The organism is Crocosphaera watsonii WH 8501, assembly GCF_000167195.1.
GTDB classification, from domain to species: Bacteria; Cyanobacteriota; Cyanobacteriia; order Cyanobacteriales; family Microcystaceae; genus Crocosphaera; species Crocosphaera watsonii.
Map to the genome: position 1 here is coordinate 1 of NZ_AADV02000079.1, position 16,727 is coordinate 16,727.

A 16,727-nucleotide genomic window follows, 5' to 3' on the forward strand; every position below is an offset into this window, starting at 1 on the left:
CGTAGCCGTTTCATTTTTGGTCATTTTTAAAATTTATTACCTTATAAATTAGCGGAATATATACGCTAACATCAAAAGAGGTTGTTTGTTACAGTTAAGGCTAATGTCATCACATTCCGAACTTAAGACCAGTCAAGATGTCCACCTGAGAGCCAAACAAATTAAGAGTCTAATTCGCTCTCTTAAACAGAAAATAAAGAAAATTGAACGGGAAGGGGAAGTAGCACCAGCTAATTGTCATATTATTCGTTATCAGGTTAATGGAAAGGGAACAATCTACTGGTATTATAAACTACAGGCTGCTGAATCAATTTTTCCTATGGCCACTAATAATGAGAAAAAAACCAAATATAAATATTTAGGACGAGCCGGAAGTTCTGCTCATATTGATGCTGTAGAAAAACTCACTAGAAGAAATCTCATTGATGAATTAGAACGAGTCATTCAATCTCTAACGGAAAGCTACTTAGATATCTATATTGGAACCGAAACTGAATGAAGCTATTTAATATTTAAAATCCCCTAAAAAGATGGAAAGAGAGTTTTTAAAATCACCTTAATTCTCTATTTTAGCTTTGGAGATATGTTTAGCGTAAAAATTACGCTAATAATTGTTTTTTATCCAAAGTCCAAAATTCATCGATATGACTTGCATAAGCACAAACTGAAGCAGCTAATTTTGCAGCTTGCTTACGACCTTCTTCGGGACTTTTCATGTGTGTATTTTCAAAAAACCTTCGATATTCAGGACGTTCATTAAAAGCTATTTCATACATTCTTTCTGTAATTTCTTTCCCTTTTTTTTTACCACAGGTGCGGTAGATTTAACAATTTTAATAGTTTCAGGAGTCATTGTGTTCAACCTCTTGTCTTGAGATAACTAAATGTAAATTAAAAGGATGGAATTTTGTTGATTAAGTCTATCACAAATTAAAAGACCTTCAGGGATGATATATCAAAAATAACTCAGATAAGACATAATATCCAAATCTCTTAATGATTACAACAAAGATTAGTTATCAATTCAGCAATTAACAATTAACAATTAACAATTAATAATTATTAACTATTAACTATTAACTATTAATTGTTCGGTAATTAACATTAATTAGGATTCATACTTAATTTAGCAATTTCATCTTGTACGACTCTATGATCGTGACGTAAAGGAATTTGAACCCCTTTAGGAAGTTGATCCACCTTAGTCATTGCTTGGTCAAAATAGGTATAAGCTTCTTGGAGCAACTCTAAATCTTTGGGTTGACCATCTTTTGTTCTTCCTTTTTTACGTAATATTTGACCTTTAAAATATTGTAATTCAGGGTTATCTGGACTATTAGCTAAAGCTTGGTCAATATACTGCATAGCAGTATCATATTGATCCAAGTCCCGATAAGCAGCAAATAAAGCCCGATCTACCATATAAGTAGGTGCTGCATATTGTTCAAAACGGGCGATGGCATCTTCTGGAGAAGAAAAGGGTAAATTAACCGATAAAATTAAATCTAAATAACCTTTCAATAAATTTAATTCTGGGTCATTAGGAGCAATTTCTTCTGCTTTATCCAGATGATCAAAGACCAATTGTAACTTATTAACTGCACCCAAAGGTCCCTTGGTTTTGAAGGTATAGGCCCCTTGTAAAAAATGTCCCACTGCTTGATAAAGATTACCACGTAAGGGATCTGTCGAGGTCAATTTTTCCGCTACTGAGAGGGTTTTAGCCGCTGCATTTTTCATCACGTCCCATTCTTCATTAGAATAGGCCAAAGATGCTTTGATAGCGAAAGCAAGGGGTTCATCGGTTTCTGTTTCGACTGCTTGTTGTAAATAGCTTTTCGCTTCTAAATAATTGCCGTTTTTAAAGATTTCAACAAAAGCTGCTTCTGTGTTGTCTCCAATAGGACGAGGGTTACTGCTACGGAAAGGATCTCCAGCCCAAGTAGGGGTTCCCCATAAACTTAATGCTACTGTACACACCACAGACCAAGAAATAGAAACCTTTTGCAGTCTCATTAAAGGGTTAATCATATTGTCTCCAAGCAACATTAATCAATAGGTTTATCTTGATCATTTAAGATTGTGATCTTGATACTAACAAAAATTTTTCACACTTTTAATGATGTTTTAGCACGAGATAACAAAGATAAAGCTTAAATTTTAGCAAGAAGAGACAGTTTAGGAAGTGGTAGTCCCGAATTTCTCACAAAATCTGCGATCGCCAAACACAGAAGCCTTACAGGAAGTGGGTTTGAACAGAGCGATCGCAGATTTCCCCAACCAACAGTCTGTTGTCAGATTTTAAGTTAAAATCAACCCGAATTAGACAAAGATGAAAAGATAAATCAATCACTCATTTTTCCAAAAAAATTATTAATAAAATCTCTAATAGTACTAGATTGTTAGAATAAAATATCCTATAATTTAATTATTAAAGCAATTTACCTTAAACTGATTTAATGAGTCCCAGTCATCCCCGAAACCCTCGTCAAGTAATCAACTTTAGTAAACAGAAAGGAAAAGAAATAATCGCTAATTTTGATGGGGGACTAATCACTTCAGATGCGGGGATTGTCTGGATAGCTGAGTTGGATAAAAAACTGGGAATTACCGAGAAGTTTGGTAACTGTTTTCAAGATCATCGTCATCAATCTTATGTAGGGTTTGCTGAATAAAAGCAAAAGCCTATTCTTTAAAAGGTTACACCCATATTCGCGATCGCAAAAAAGATCAGCTTTGTCGGCTACAAACCGCTATAATTGGTAGAAACACCTCCCAGTTGTTGGTCAAGAACAAATGTATCGAAAAGAGGAGCAACCTTTACCGCCCCCAGAAAAATTTGAATTACCTTTCGAGGGCAAATTGTCCCCCAATAATCGTTGGGTAATCATGGCAGAGTTGATACCTTGGGATGATTTTGAGGAAGAATATGCTAAACTTTTTTCAGCAGAAAAAGGTGCGCCAGCCAAACTATTTAGAATGGCATTAGGGACATTAATTATTAAGGAAAAATTAGGAACAAGTGATAGAAAAACTATAGAACAGATTAGAGAAAATCCCTATCTACAATACTTTATAGGTTTAAATTGTTATCAACAAGAGCCACCACTGGAATCTTCAATGCTAGTTTATTTTAGGAAAAGAATTGATGGAGAATTGATAAACAAAATCAATAAAAAAATAGTAAAAAGAGAAATAGACAAGAGTGATAAAGAAGTAAAAAAAAAGGATTGTCTCCAAGAAAAAGGAGAAAAAATAAAAAATAAAGGTAAACTAATTTTAGATGCGACTTGTGCGCCAGCAGACATCAAATACCCAACGGATTTAGGCATATTAAATCAAGCCAGAATTGAGACAGAAAGAATAATAGATAATCTTTATAAACCATTAAGAGTAAAATTGAGAAAAAAGCCGAGAACTTCTAGAAAAATTGCTAGAAAGGAATACTTAAAAGTAGCTAAAAAACGAAAAGTATCTTATCAAGAAAGAAGAAAAGCTATCGGGAAACAGTTAAAATACCTTAAGAAAAATTTAGGAAATATAGAAGACTTAATTCAAGCTGGGGCTTCCCTGGAAAATCTGAGTAAAAGACAGAAAAATTGTCTAGAGACTATCAAAAAAGTTTATGAACAACAACAGTCAATGTGGGAGAATAAGACCCAGAGTGTTCCTCAAAGAATTGTAAGTTTAACTCAACGGCATATTCGTCCAATAGTGAGGGGAAAAGCAGGAAAACCAATAGAGTTTGGAGCTAAACTCTCAGTAAGCTGTGTAGATAACTATGTGTTTCTAGACAAAATAAGTTGGGAAAACTTCAATGAATCTTGTCATTTAAAAGAACAAGTAGAAAAGTATAAAGAAACGTTTGGCTATTATCCCGAATCCGTCCATGTAGATAAAATTTATCGAACTAGGGAAAACAGAAATTGGTGTAAGGAAAGAGGGATAAGAATCAGTGGTCCGAAGTTAGGAAGACCTCCGAAAAATGTCAGTGAAGAAGAAAAGAAACAAGCCCACTCCGATGAATGCTTCCGTAATGCTATTGAGGGAAAGTTTGGACAAGCTAAACGAAGATTTAGCCTAAATCTCGTGATGACAAAACTCCCTGAAACCTCCATTACATCTATTGCTATTACATTTTTAGTTGTCAATCTTTCTAAACTTCTGAGGCAGTTTTTGTCGCTTTTTTTGTCCTTATTTACTAATAATAGAACAGGGGAACTCATCAAACCGCCTTTCATTAATTTTGATTATAATTTAAACAATTTTTATGTACTAAAACTTATTGATTTGTCAGAAAATTCTTGGTCAAAAGTGGCATAAATTTTGGAGAAACTTTTTCAGCAAACCCTAATTAGTATGATGATTATTGTAACTGCATTAGTTTCAATTTTATGTTGGGCATTTTTAATATTAATTAAAGGATAATCGACTTATGAATAAACCAATCTATTTTTTCAGCAAAACTAATCAATGGTATGAATTATCAAATTTTTATCTATTTGGGTTTATGGATGAAGAAGGTTTATATTGGCCAACGGTAGAACATTATTTTCAGGCCATGAAATTTTCTGGGGAAAAGTATCGAGGATATAGAGAAAAGATCCGTCTTGCTCAAACCCCAGGAAAGGCAAAAAAATTCGGTCAAACTAGACAAATACCTTTAAGAAGAGATTTGGAAATAGTTAAAGAAGAAGTAATGTTATATGCTCTGAGAAAAAAGTTTAGTCATCCCAAAATGCAAACAATTTTGTTAGCAACGGAAAATAGACATCTTTACGAAAATTCCCCTTATGACTATTATTGGTGAATTGGGAAACAACACACAGGAAAAAATCGCTTAGGAGAATTATTAATGCAAGTTAGAAAAGAATTAGCTAGAGATGAGTGTTAAAGTCATCTCTAGCATTTTTTGACCACATTTATAGATAGAGTCGGTATGGAGACTATGGCTAATATATCTCCTATCACCCAAAAGGTTTAGTACCGCTTTTTTTTACTTTTTTTTCCTTGCACCGCTTTAAAGCGAGGGTCTGATTTACAAATTACATAAGTACGCCCTTTCCGTCTAATAACCTGACAATCACGATGGCGGGTCTTTGCACTTCTTAAAGAACTAAGTACTTTCATTACTAATCAAAAAATGACAATAGCTACCATTGTAATCGAAATAGAGCAAAGTTGTCCACCCATGCCTAGTGCCGCTACGGGTCAGTTCCTCACTGCGCTCCGACGCTATCGCACAAAAGGCACTCATCCCGGATTTCTCACAAATTAATTTGAAAGCCCAATCCAGAGATGAAAAATGATAATTTTTAGGACTAATAGAAATTTTGAATATAGATGAATAAAAAAATTGACTTTGATTATCCAAAAATTGAGTTTAAGAGGGAATAATTATATTAACTTTTGATTTTCTCCACGATAAATAAGGCTAAATAAAAGTATCAGTAAGTCAACAACTTATGATAGATATCTTTTTTAAAAAACAACTTATTCTACTTATCCAGTATTAGGAATAGTTTTAATTCTTTTGTTAGCAATAGATAAAATATCTTGATAAGGACAAGCACTAGCTATAGCGATAATAATTCTTCTACAACTAATCTTTATTCTGGCTCCCAACTTAAGAAGATTTAGACGTATTCTTCCCACAGTTGCTTTAGCCAATGAAGTTTTTTTTAAACAGTGTTGACGAAAAGCATTTATGAGAACATAAGCCCAGGAATGTATCCATAATCTTAGTTGATTACTTTGAAATGTTTGAGTTGAAGTTCTATGAGCTAACAAGTCTAATTGTTGTTCTTTAATCCGATTTTCCATCTCGCCTCTCGGACAGTATTTTTTTGTATAAAGTTTTGAGGGTGGAATTTTTGAAGCGGGCAAAGATGTCACCACATGGCGCATTTTTAAGCCATCACTTCCATAACAAACTTTTGTCACTACTCTTCTTTGACAACTCCATGACTTTTCTGTTTTATAACGAATAGAGCGATACCAAGTAGAAATTGGTACTAATTTTTTAACTTCTTCTAAATCTTCTTTTTTCTGAAATAAACTATCCATTAATTCAGTTATTGGAGCTAGTTTTTTTTCATATTCATGTTTGGCTTTTTCAATTACATCATCCGCTCGTAACTTAAGAACGCCATTTATTCCCATAGCTATAACATAATCAACTAAAGGCTAATTTTCACAAAAATAGAAGATTTCTTCACGGGCATAGGCACTATCACCCCTAACTAGGATATGAGTCTCTGACCATTTTTCTCTAATTAGTCCGATAATTCTTTGTAATTCATCTAAGGCTCCATCGGCTGGATCTACATTAGATGAACGAAGTTTAGCAACTAATAAATGATGCCCACAGAAAATATATAAAGGAGCATAACATACTCCGTGATAATAACTATTAAAAAATGCCCCTTCTTGATTACCATGTACTTGGTCATCCGTGACATCCATATCTAATATAATACTTAAGGGAGGTTTTTTATAAGACTCTAAAAAAAATTCGACAAAAGATTTTTCAATGGCTTCAAAGTTGGGTTCTATTTTATGATAACGACTCGTTTTTTTGTCGAGAATAGTCTCAGGACAATATTCCAATCTATTAATTGTACTTTTTCTAGCTAACCATCCCTTTTTATCTTCAAGTTCATTAAGCTTTTCTAAAGCGATCTTAAGGGCAGGATCGTGACGTAATTTATCATGGTCATTGACATCTTCATAGCCTAAAATAATTCTATAAAGCCTTTGTGCTAATAACTCATGAACGGAATGATCTACATAAGATTGATGACGATGATCTTGAAAACAGTTACCAAACTTCTCGGTAATTCCCAGTTTTTTATCCAACTCAGCTATCCAGACAATCCCCGCATCTGAAGTGATTAGTCCCCCATCAAAATTAGCGATTATTTCTTTTCCTTTCTGTTTACTAAAGTTGATTACTTGACGAGGGGTTCGGGGATGACTGGGACTCATTAAATCAGTTTAAGGTAAATTGCTTTAATAATTAAATTATAGCATATTTTATTCTAACAATCTAGTACTATTAGAGATTTTATTAATAATTTTTTTGGAAAAATGAGTGATTGATTTATCTTTTCATCTTTGTCTAATTCGGGTTGATTTTAACTTAAAATCTGACAATAGACTGTTGGTTGGGGAAATCTGCGATCGCTCTGTTCAAACCCACTTCCTGTAAGGCTTCTGTGTTTGGCGATCGCAGATTTTGTGAGAAATTCGGGTAATATGGCTTCTCTTAGTGAAAGTTTAATCATTGAAGGAGTTAATGCAGGGGATCAATCAGGTATTTCTGTAAGTGGTATTGGTGACTTTAATGGGGATAACATCAGTGATCTGGTAATCGGTAGCCATCAAGCAGATCCTAATGGTACAAGTTCTGGTCAAGCTCATGTCGTCTTTGGTAAATCTTTATTCCCCATAGATCCTGAAACAGGGCAACAATATCAACCTGGTCAACTTATAGTTGAGTTTAATGCGGGAGTAACGGAAGCAGAAATACAGGCGATCGCCACAGCTAATGGTGCTACCTCAGTGGAAAATATAATACCGTCAGAAAGTAGTCTTGCCCAAGATTTTGCTCAATGGCGAATTTTAAATTTTGATTTAGCCACTGATTTAGTCCCAATCCAGAACAACTTAGCTAATAATAATCAATTAAACGTAAGTTCTTTTGACTATATAGTATCTATTAATGCACTCCCAGCACTGCCTAATGATACAGATTTTAATGATCTTTGGGGTTTACACAATACTGGACAAACCGGTGGCACTGTCGATGCTGATATTGATGCACCAGAGGCTTGGTGTAAGCAAAAAGGGGATCATGATATCGTCGTTGCGGTGATTGATACTGGAATAGATTATAATCACCCAGATTTAGCTTCTAATATGTGGATCAATGCAGGTGAAATAGCTGGTAATGGCATGGATGATGATGGGAATGGTTATATGGATGACATTTATGGTTATGACTTTCACAATACTGATAGTGATCCCTGGGATGATCATAGTCATGGAACTCATGTAGCGGGAACGATCAGTGCTGAAGGAAACAATAATTCAGGGGTGATTGGGGTTAGTCCTAATGTTAGTCTTATGGCACTCAAATCTTTTAGTGCTGGAGGTTTTGGTTCAACTTCAAATATTATAAATTCACTACAATATGCTATTGATAATGGTGCTGATGTGGTTAATGCCAGTTTTGGTGGCGGTGGCTACAATGCAGCATTTGATGCAATGATCGGTGCGGCTAATAGTGCAGGGGTTTTATTTGTGGCGGCGGCTGGTAATTTTAACAATGACAATGATGTTACTCCATTTTATCCTGCTAATTACACCCAACCTAATGTTATCTCTGTAGCTGCGACTGACCATAATGACAATAAAGCTGGATTTTCTCACTATGGTTCAACTACTGTAGATTTAGGTGCACCAGGAGTTAACATTCGGAGTACCTTACCGGGAAATTCCTATGGATATAACAGTGGGACTTCTATGGCGGCTCCCTATGTCTCTGGTGCGGCGGCTTTACTATTAGCTGAAGATCCCAGTTTGACCCCGGCACAAATCATTACTGAATTAATGAATAATACCGATCCAGTACCCGGTTTAAGTGGAATTACTGTGAGCGGAGGTCGTTTAAATGTCAATGAAGCTTTGATGAGCGTAGGTCCTATTGGTAATAATGCACCTATAATTAACAATAACATTTTACAAACGGGTACATGGCGTTTGGATGTAAGTGTTGGAGATATAAATAATCCACCTAATGATTTTCAACCTCCTGTCTTTATCGATCCCGATGGGGATGGAATGCACTATACCGCAACATTATTGGGTGGTGGTCCACTACCGGGTTGGCTGTCATTTTCTCAAGATAATGCATTCAATAGTGATGACGATGTTATTTACTTTACGGGAACACCACCAGCAAGTCAAACTTTCCCCATCACAATCGAACTAACTGCCACTGATTGTTGGGGAGCTAGTACCAATCATATCTTTTCTATCAATCAATATATAGATGGTTACGGTCAAGGAGATGTGCATTTTAAGACTTTTGATGGCAGAAGATACGATATGCAAGACGATGGTGAATTTATCTTCATTCAATCCAGTAGTGGCGATTGGCAAATTCAAACCCGTCAAGAACCTTGGGTTTATAACCCTACCAGAGCTTCTGTTAATACAGCATTTGCAACTGAAATGGATGGTAACACTGTTATCTATGATATGGATAACCCTACTAACCAAAAACTTCAAATTAATGGAGTTAATATCACCTTAAATAGTGGTCAAAGTTATAATGTTGGTAACAGTATCATTGAGCGTAACAGTAGTAACAAATATACTTTCCGATATGCAGGACCAGATTGAATACTCTTTACTGGTGATGACGATCGCTTTGTTGCTACTCAAGGATCAACTCATATTAACCTTAACGTTTATCCTGCTCCTTACCGAGCCAATCAAATGGAAGGGTTATTAGGAAATGCAGACGGTATTTCTAGTAATGATTTTGTTCTCCGTGATGGCACTCAATTACCTTCTAATATCTCATTTGCAGATATACATGAAGTGTTTGCTGAAAGTTGGCGTGTAACTCAACAAGAATCTTTATTTGGAACACCTATTTTTGATGATCCTAATTTTCCTATCTATTTCACTCAAGATGATATAGATCCACAAGAATGGGCAGATGCACTTCAAGCGGCTAGAGATGCAGGTATTCCTGAAGCCTTAGTGGAAGAAGTGGCTTTAGACTTTTTCTTAAGTGGAGGAGATCAAGCTTTTCTCGATGAAGCGGCTGAAATCTTGGGACAAGGTATCACTTTAGACATATCTCCTAGCCAAGTATTAGAAGATGGTAATAACAATCTGGTTTATACCTTCACTCGTGATGGTAATACCGATGGGATTTTAACTGTTAACTATGAAATTGGTGGTACTGCGACTATTAATGATGACTATACTCTTGATGGTGCATCAGGTTTAGCAGGAAATTTAGGAAGTATTTATTTTGGAGTTGGTGAGAGTACGAAAACCTTAATCATCGATCCCATTGCCGATAACTTGGTTGAAGGGGACGAAACTATTACTATTACTCTAGCAACTGCTCCTGAATATACTGTTGATACAACTAACGCAGTGGAGGGAATTATTAATGAATTAAATAACACTCCACCAGCTTTAAATATACCGATTCGAGGTCAAGAATTAAGAGTAACACCGAAAATTCCTTTAATCTTAGGTATTTCTGAATTTACTTTTGCCGATAATACCTTTATTGATCCAGATCCAGGTGACGTACTTACCTATAAAGCAGAAAAACTTCATGATGTCAGTGGTTGGTATCGGCGTTATGTTAATGGCGTTTGGGATCCAGTGGCTACTGGTTGGACTTCTTCCGACATTATTGACAATGATCTTAATAGTGGTCCTGTTGTAGGTTTAGCCTTTGATCCTAGTACTCGTACTTTCCAAACCAGAACAGATGATCGTCAATTCCATTGGGTAAAAGTTACTGCCACTGATTCATTTGGAGAAGAGGATGCAAGTTATTTTGATTTTAGTAACTATGTCGGTCGTGTAATTGATAATTACATTGTTAATGCTAATGTATTTTTAGACGTTAATGGCAATGGAGAACATGACGTTGATGAACCTCTAGGAATTAGTGATGGCAATGGAGACTTTAATTTTAATGGTCTTTCTTTAGTTGATTATGATCTCAATCTCAATGGAACGATTGATCCTGATGAAGGCAGTCTTGTCGCATTAGGCGGTATTGATACAGCAACTGGTTTACCCCTAGAAACTCCTTTACGAGCAACTCCTGATGCCACAGTAATAACCTTATTAACAACTGTAGTAGCTGAATTAGTAGATCAAGGTTTAACAGTAGAAGAAGCAAATACTTCTATTACCAATGCTTTGTCAATTCCTTCTGATGTGGGAATCAATGTTTTTGATCCTATTGCCGCAACTAATAACAATGAACTAGGTGGTGTAGAAACCTTTTCTGCAATGGTACAAGTTCAAAACTTAATTACCCAAACTACTGGTTTAATTGCAGGTGCATCTGGTTTAGCTAACGGTGCCATTGTGGATCAAGTGGTAAATGCGATCGCCACTCAAATCCAAACTAATACAACCTTGAATTTAACTAATGTAGATCAAATAGAGACTATCATCAATGATTCAGCCACTGGTTTAGGAGTAGATGTTTCTGCCTTAAGCACCGGAGCAACCCAAATCATAGTAGCCGCGAATCAAAAAATTGAAGAAGCGATCGCTGACTCATCTCCCAATGAACTTGAAGAAGCCTTTGCTAAAGTTCAAAAAATAGCTTTAGGGGAAAGCACTAATGATTTAGAAGAAGTTGGGGCAGGTACAAAATCCATTGAAGAAGCAGTAGCCGAAAATACTGGTGATGCTTTGGATGAGCAGATTAACAATACTGAAGTATTAAGTGCAAATCCCACTGACATTAGTTTGAGTAATGATACAGTAGCAGAAGAACAAGCCATTGGTACAGAAGTAGGCACTTTCTCCACAGTTGATCCAGATACAGGAGAAACCCATACTTATAGCTTAGTACCAGGGTTCGGGGATACGGACAATGATAACTTTGAAATTGTTGATAATGTCCTCAAAACCACAGTTTCTTTTGACTACGAAACCCAAACCGAACACAGCATCAGAGTACAAACCTCTGATGGTAACGGTGGGGTGTATTTTGAAGACTTTACTATCAATGTTAGCGATGTCAATGAAATTGTAGGTACATCAGGCCGCGATGTCCTGACCGGCACGGACTCCGATGATCTGATCACAGGTATGCAGGGACCCGATACTTTGAGGGGTAATTTAGGCAACGATAAATTTGTCTACACCAGTCTTATGGATGCAGGCGATCGCATTCAAGATTTTACCCCTGGTGAGGATCAGATTGTCTTAACTGATGTTCTAGAAAGCTTTGGCTACAATGGCTCTGATCCTATTGCTGATGGTTATCTTCGATTTGGCTCCCGCAGTGGCCATAGTTTCCTGATGCTTGATGTAGATGGCTCCGCAGGTTCTAGTCCTGCTCGTACTTTTGCTTTAATTCAAAATGTTGCTCTTGCTGATTTGAATTCAGCGAGTAATTTTGTTTTTTAAGGCCAATCTAACTCTTACTCATCTTTACACTGATTTTGTCATGAAAAATTTAACTTTCCCTTCCTTAATTTTCCAAGGTTCAGTGGTGGCGATCGCCACTACTGTCCTGACCTCAACTGTTGTTGAAACCGCTCAGGGGGCGACAGTAACATATACCCTTGAGGGAACGGTTACGTCTGGCCCCTTACTTAACCAAACCTATTCTGGTATTTTCAGTTTTGATGATGCTTCCCTAACAGGTTCTGGGGACGAATTTTTGACTGTTGATACGATTTTCGTCAACTTTAATGGTTCTACTTTTACGAAAGCAGATGCCACTGTTCCCCCTGAAGTTTCCTTTTTTGAGGGAGATTTTCTTGGTTTAAGTTTCTCCGTTTCTCAAGATACTCCTCCCCTTTCATTTTCTTTTATTCCCGGTTTCTTTGATGTGACAGAATCTTTTGTCTCTTATGAAGAAAATACACTAGCAGGAGATGGCAATGTTATTTAGGGTTTGCTGAAAAAGTTTCTCCAAAATTTATGCCACTTTTGACCAAGAATTTTCTGACAAATCAATAAGTTTTAGTACATAAAAATTGTTTAAAGTATAATCAAAATTAATGAAAGGCGGTTTGATGAGTTCCTCTGTTCTATTATTAGTAAATAAGGACAAAAAAAGCGACAAAAACTGCCTCAGAAGTTTACAAAGATTGACAACTAAAAATGTAATAGCAGTAGATGTAATGGAGGTTTCAGGGAGTTTTGTCATCACGAGATTTAGGCTAAATCTTCGTTTAGCTTGTCCAAACTTTCCCTCAATAGCATTACGGAAGCATTCATCGGAGTGGGCTTGTTTCTTTTCTTCTTCACTGACATTTTTCGGAGGTCTTCCTAACTTCGGACCACTGATTCTTATCCCTCTTTCCTTACACCAATTTCTGTTTTCCCTAGTTCGATAAATTTTATCTACATGGACGGATTCGGGATAATAGCCAAACGTTTCTTTATACTTTTCTACTTGTTCTTTTAAATGACAAGATTCATTGAAGTTTTCCCAACTTATTTTGTATAGAAACACATAGTTATCTACACAGCTTACTGAGAGTTTAGCTCCAAACTCTATTGGTTTTACTGCTTTTTCCCTCACTATTGGACGAATATGCCGTTGAGTTAAACTTACAATTCTTTGAGGAACACTCTGGGTCTTATTCTCCCACATTGACTGTTGTTGTTCATAAACTTTTTTGATAGTCTCTAGACAATTTTTCTGTCTTTTACTCAGATTTTCCAGGGAAGCCCCAGCTTGAATTAAGTCTTCTATATTTCCTAAATTTTTCTTAAGGTATTTTAACTGTTTCCCGATAGCTTTTCTTCTTTCTTGATAAGATACTTTTCGTTTTTTAGCTACTTTTAAGTATTCCTTTCTAGCAATTTTTCTAGAAGTTCTCGGCTTTTTTCTCAATTTTACTCTTAATGGTTTATAAAGATTATCTATTATTCTTTCTGTCTCAATTCTGGCTTGATTTAATATGCCTAAATCCGTTGGGTATTTGATGTCTGCTGGCGCACAAGTCGCATCTAAAATTAGTTTACCTTTATTTTTTATTTTTTCTCCTTTTTCTTGGAGACAATCCTTTTTTTTTACTTCTTTATCACTCTTGTCTATTTCTCTTTTTACTATTTTTTTATTGATTTTGTTTATCAATTCTCCATCAATTCTTTTCCTAAAATGAACTAGCATTGAAGATTCCAGTGGTGGCTCTTGTTGATAACAATTTAAACCTATAAAGTATTGTAGATAGGGATTTTCTCTAATCTGTTCTATAGTTTCTCTATCACTTGTTCCTAATTTTTCCTTAATAATTAATGTCCCTAATGCCATTCTAAATAGTTTGGCTGGCGCACCTTTTTCTGCTGAAAAAAGTTTAGCATATTCTTCCTCAAAATCATCCCAAGGTATCAACTCTGCCATGATTACCCAACGATTATTGGGGGACAATTTGCCCTCGAAAGGTAATTCAAATTTTTCTGGGGGCGGTAAAGGTTGCTCCTCTTTTCGATACATTTGTTCTTGACCAACAACTGGGAGGTGTTTCTACCAATTATAGCGGTTTGTAGCCGACAAAGCTGATCTTTTTTGCGATCGCGAATATGGGTGTAACCTTTTAAAGAATAGGGTTTTGCTTTTATTCAGCAAACCCTACTTATCTCTTCATCTTTTTTGATGATCAGACTAATCATTTTATAAATCTTTTCCTTTTTTTTCGAGTAAGTTTCAATCAGTTCAACTTCTTTTATTTCCAACAATCTCAATTTTTTATTAATAGCTTTTAATTTATATCGAGCAGCTTGAGGATGTTCAAATTCTTCAGATTGTATTTCTTTAAGAAATTTTTGGGATTTCTTCTCTTCTTGGGAAAGTTGTTTTTCTAGTTTTTCCAAATCACTTTTCTGTCTTTTTTCACTCAAGACTATTAACCAAGTTTGCTTGATTCCACCATAAGTAACAATTTCTTCTTTCCAGGTATAACTTTCTAAATTTAGGTCACTTCTTTTTTCTTTATCTTCATCTTTTACTTCTTCCACCTCTATATTTTGCACTAATTCTTTTGCTTTTTTTATGGTCATTGGAACTCTCGTTATCCATTTTAAATGTTGGATTAGTTGGAGATTTTCTTGACCATATAAAGCACTATCACAAACCATGATACTATCAAACTTTATTTGCTTTTTGAATTCTACTAAAACTTTTCCAAATACAGCTTTATCAGATTCATTTCCATCTCCTACTCTCACAAATAATGGAATATCTCCATCTTGGCTTGTTATTAAATCCAAGACACATTGTTTTAAGTCTGGTCTATGATCCCGAGAATATCCTTTCTTAATAAAAATTGGTCTTTCTTTAATAATTTTTTCTTCTTCCTGTTTCTCTTTATCTTCTTCCCTTTTATATTCTCCATCCAAATGAAATGATGTGGAATCTAAATGGGAGTATTTAAGGTCTATTTTAAATTTTTTAATTACTTCTAAAACTACTCCAATAAAAATATCATTTAGTCCATATTTATATAATTCATCCATTACTCTCCCAATTTTATCATCATTAAGGTAATCAGGTTTAATTCTTTCTCCTAACAATTTCTCAATGGCTTTATCTTGAAAAAACTGACTGAATAAATATAGAGGTCTTGAAACAAATCCTAGTCCATTGATTAAAATAGACTTAACTACTGTACCTGCTGAGATTTTTTCTCTAACATCTATTCCTAATTTATTATTAATTATTTTGACTATTCCTATTTCATCAATTAAACCAGCTACTATCCCTAAATGGTCTAAATTTTTAACTTGTATTTCTTCTAAATAAGACATTTTTCGCTCTTTTTTTACAGAGGAAACAACTTAAGCAATTGTCCCACTTTTTTGTCTTCAAGAGCTTAAGCAATTATACTTAATTATTAAACCCAGGCTTGTAGTATTTAATGCTACTTTTTGAAGTGCGGAATCTGGGATGTAAATTTGTGGGCTGCCAGAAAATTAGCTGTGGTTTTACCCCGTGATTGGGAACAGTATTTGAAGACTAATAAATCCATCAAAATCACCCCTAGTCTAGTTCAAAGAGACTTTTCAAGAATAATTACGACCTTGGGGACTTTCGCCAAATTTCCCAAACGTCGAGGTTTTTCTTCCGGACGTATTAAAGGTTACAAAAAAGCCCCACGAACTCGTCATGATGTTATCAAGAAAGGGAGCAAAAAATCAACTGAAAACTTAAAAGCTCCTTAGTTTTCCTCAGAATCTATAGATTAGCCCTATTTGTCAGCCAATTTTATTGACTGATACAGAGCCGATATTTTGGGGTTTTAGTTTAGCGTAAAATATACGCTAACAAACTTTTTTTGTCCAAAGTCCAATGGGTGTACATACCCATCATTAGTCCCGTGCGGCTAGGGGTGCATGGAGCATTGATAGTATAGGCATTGGTCATTTTGACTCCGCTCGCAGCAAGAGCATCGATATTAGGGGTTGAACAATCAGGACAGCCAAACACACCGACATCTCCCAGTGCAAGATCGTCGACATGGATAATTATGATATTGGGCCTCTGTGCAGAGGTTAGGTGATTTCCACACTTGAATATACCTGCTTTTCCAATTATTCCCCCCTTTTTAAGGGGGGTTAGGGGGGATCGTAAGGGATCTCCTTTATCAGAAATCACCTTATCTGTGTTGTATCTGGGGTAACAGACTGCGTTTTGAATCTGTTACAAGCAGAATTAAGGGTTATTCCTGCTGTTCCCAGACAGATGATCTTTGTGAAATTTCGTCTGGTTATCATATCAAGCTGTTTTTCTTAACCTTATACTTTTACCGAATTTTATATGAGAATCATAGTTAGTTTAACTTATACTAACCAATTCATGAAGTCAGAAGTGAAAATTAGTCAGAAAATTAATACATTAAAACGGATAAACCTCTAATTTGAGTCAGTAAATCACCAGTAATTTGCTCAAAACGACGATATAGTACCTCGCTTAATATATATTCTTGCTC

11 protein-coding genes and 4 pseudogenes are annotated in these 16,727 nt (G+C 35.5%); 8 read left to right on the plus strand and 7 right to left on the minus strand.

Annotated features, from left to right (window positions below):
- Positions 1-103: 103 nt before the first annotated feature.
- Positions 104-499, plus strand: coding sequence for a hypothetical protein (locus tag CWATDRAFT_RS21320; RefSeq protein WP_007303072.1), 396 nt, complete (start codon positions 104-106; stop codon positions 497-499).
- A gap of 100 nt (positions 500-599) precedes the next feature.
- Here CWATDRAFT_RS21320 and CWATDRAFT_RS38750 read toward each other — a convergent pair whose 3' ends face one another.
- Positions 600-776 (minus strand): globin family protein, encoded by a 177-nt coding sequence (locus tag CWATDRAFT_RS38750; RefSeq protein WP_198139012.1) that lies wholly within the window; start codon positions 774-776, stop codon positions 600-602.
- Between the two features lie 328 nt (positions 777-1,104).
- Positions 1,105-2,031 carry a Sll0314/Alr1548 family TPR repeat-containing protein gene (locus CWATDRAFT_RS21330; RefSeq protein WP_007306988.1) on the minus strand — a complete coding sequence of 309 codons (927 nt, stop codon included), beginning with the start codon at positions 2,029-2,031 and terminating at the stop codon, positions 1,105-1,107.
- Between the two features lie 428 nt (positions 2,032-2,459).
- Between CWATDRAFT_RS21330 and CWATDRAFT_RS21335 the strand changes: the two are divergent.
- The 3 genes and pseudogenes from CWATDRAFT_RS21335 to CWATDRAFT_RS21345 form a co-directional block, all read left to right on the plus strand.
- Positions 2,460-2,660: pseudogene (locus CWATDRAFT_RS21335) on the plus strand (transposase); the annotation flags it as partial.
- Between the two features lie 136 nt (positions 2,661-2,796).
- Entirely contained in the window at positions 2,797-4,323 is a 1,527-nt protein-coding gene (locus CWATDRAFT_RS21340) for an IS5-like element ISCwa2 family transposase (RefSeq protein WP_007306978.1), read from the plus strand.
- Between the two features lie 112 nt (positions 4,324-4,435).
- Positions 4,436-4,810 (plus strand): NADAR family protein, encoded by a 375-nt coding sequence (locus CWATDRAFT_RS21345; protein WP_007306979.1) that lies wholly within the window; start codon positions 4,436-4,438, stop codon positions 4,808-4,810.
- A 170-nt stretch (positions 4,811-4,980) separates the two neighbouring features.
- Here the strand turns inward: CWATDRAFT_RS21345 and ykgO are convergent, their stop codons facing one another.
- The gene (gene ykgO, locus CWATDRAFT_RS34315) at positions 4,981-5,130 is read right to left on the minus strand and encodes a type B 50S ribosomal protein L36 (RefSeq protein ID WP_007306987.1); all 150 of its coding nucleotides are present in this window, start codon (positions 5,128-5,130) and stop codon (positions 4,981-4,983) included.
- A gap of 372 nt (positions 5,131-5,502) precedes the next feature.
- Positions 5,503-6,987: pseudogene (locus CWATDRAFT_RS34320) on the minus strand (IS1380-like element ISCwa5 family transposase).
- A gap of 270 nt (positions 6,988-7,257) precedes the next feature.
- On the opposite strand from CWATDRAFT_RS34320, the gene CWATDRAFT_RS31930 reads away from it, so the two are divergent.
- The 3 genes from CWATDRAFT_RS31930 to CWATDRAFT_RS21370 all read left to right on the plus strand — a co-directional run bounded on the left by CWATDRAFT_RS31930 (position 7,258) and on the right by CWATDRAFT_RS21370 (position 12,682).
- Entirely contained in the window at positions 7,258-9,408 is a 2,151-nt protein-coding gene (locus tag CWATDRAFT_RS31930) for a S8 family serine peptidase (protein ID WP_007306980.1), read from the plus strand.
- A 96-nt stretch (positions 9,409-9,504) separates the two neighbouring features.
- The gene (locus CWATDRAFT_RS21365) at positions 9,505-12,192 is read left to right on the plus strand and encodes a hypothetical protein (RefSeq protein WP_007306981.1); all 2,688 of its coding nucleotides are present in this window, start codon (positions 9,505-9,507) and stop codon (positions 12,190-12,192) included.
- 40 nt (positions 12,193-12,232) lie between these two features.
- A complete protein-coding gene (locus tag CWATDRAFT_RS21370) occupies positions 12,233-12,682 on the plus strand; it encodes a hypothetical protein (RefSeq protein WP_007306982.1) in 450 nt (149 codons plus the stop codon).
- Positions 12,683-12,709: 27 nt separating this feature from the next.
- Here the strand turns inward: CWATDRAFT_RS21370 and CWATDRAFT_RS21375 are convergent, their stop codons facing one another.
- Positions 12,710-14,236, minus strand: a complete 1,527-nt coding sequence (locus CWATDRAFT_RS21375) for an IS5-like element ISCwa2 family transposase (protein ID WP_007306984.1) — start codon at positions 14,234-14,236, stop codon at positions 12,710-12,712.
- Between the two features lie 134 nt (positions 14,237-14,370).
- A pseudogene (locus tag CWATDRAFT_RS21380) lies at positions 14,371-15,546 on the minus strand (IS1634-like element ISCwa1 family transposase); the annotation flags it as partial.
- Between the two features lie 141 nt (positions 15,547-15,687).
- On the opposite strand from CWATDRAFT_RS21380, the pseudogene CWATDRAFT_RS21385 reads away from it, so the two are divergent.
- Positions 15,688-15,960: pseudogene (locus tag CWATDRAFT_RS21385) on the plus strand (NF041680 family putative transposase); the annotation flags it as partial.
- A gap of 82 nt (positions 15,961-16,042) precedes the next feature.
- Here the strand turns inward: CWATDRAFT_RS21385 and CWATDRAFT_RS41130 are convergent.
- On the minus strand, positions 16,043-16,393 hold the full coding sequence (locus tag CWATDRAFT_RS41130) for a sulfatase-like hydrolase/transferase (RefSeq protein WP_042712064.1): 351 nt from the start codon (positions 16,391-16,393) through the stop codon (positions 16,043-16,045).
- Between the last annotated feature and the right edge of the window lie 334 nt (positions 16,394-16,727).

Coding starts and splice junctions, on each gene's coding strand:
- ykgO (WP_007306987.1), bottom strand. CDS start 5,130: ATGAAAGTACTTAGTTCTTTAAGAAGTGCAAAGACCCGCCATCGTGAT.
- CWATDRAFT_RS21375 (WP_007306984.1), bottom strand. CDS start 14,236: ATGTATCGAAAAGAGGAGCAACCTTTACCGCCCCCAGAAAAATTTGAA.
- CWATDRAFT_RS21345 (WP_007306979.1), top strand. CDS start 4,436: ATGAATAAACCAATCTATTTTTTCAGCAAAACTAATCAATGGTATGAA.
- CWATDRAFT_RS21365 (WP_007306981.1), top strand. CDS start 9,505: ATGGAAGGGTTATTAGGAAATGCAGACGGTATTTCTAGTAATGATTTT.
- CWATDRAFT_RS21330 (WP_007306988.1), bottom strand. CDS start 2,031: ATGATTAACCCTTTAATGAGACTGCAAAAGGTTTCTATTTCTTGGTCT.
- CWATDRAFT_RS21320 (WP_007303072.1), top strand. CDS start 104: ATGTCATCACATTCCGAACTTAAGACCAGTCAAGATGTCCACCTGAGA.
- CWATDRAFT_RS31930 (WP_007306980.1), top strand. CDS start 7,258: ATGGCTTCTCTTAGTGAAAGTTTAATCATTGAAGGAGTTAATGCAGGG.
- CWATDRAFT_RS38750 (WP_198139012.1), bottom strand. CDS start 776: ATGTATGAAATAGCTTTTAATGAACGTCCTGAATATCGAAGGTTTTTT.
- CWATDRAFT_RS21370 (WP_007306982.1), top strand. CDS start 12,233: ATGAAAAATTTAACTTTCCCTTCCTTAATTTTCCAAGGTTCAGTGGTG.
- CWATDRAFT_RS21340 (WP_007306978.1), top strand. CDS start 2,797: ATGTATCGAAAAGAGGAGCAACCTTTACCGCCCCCAGAAAAATTTGAA.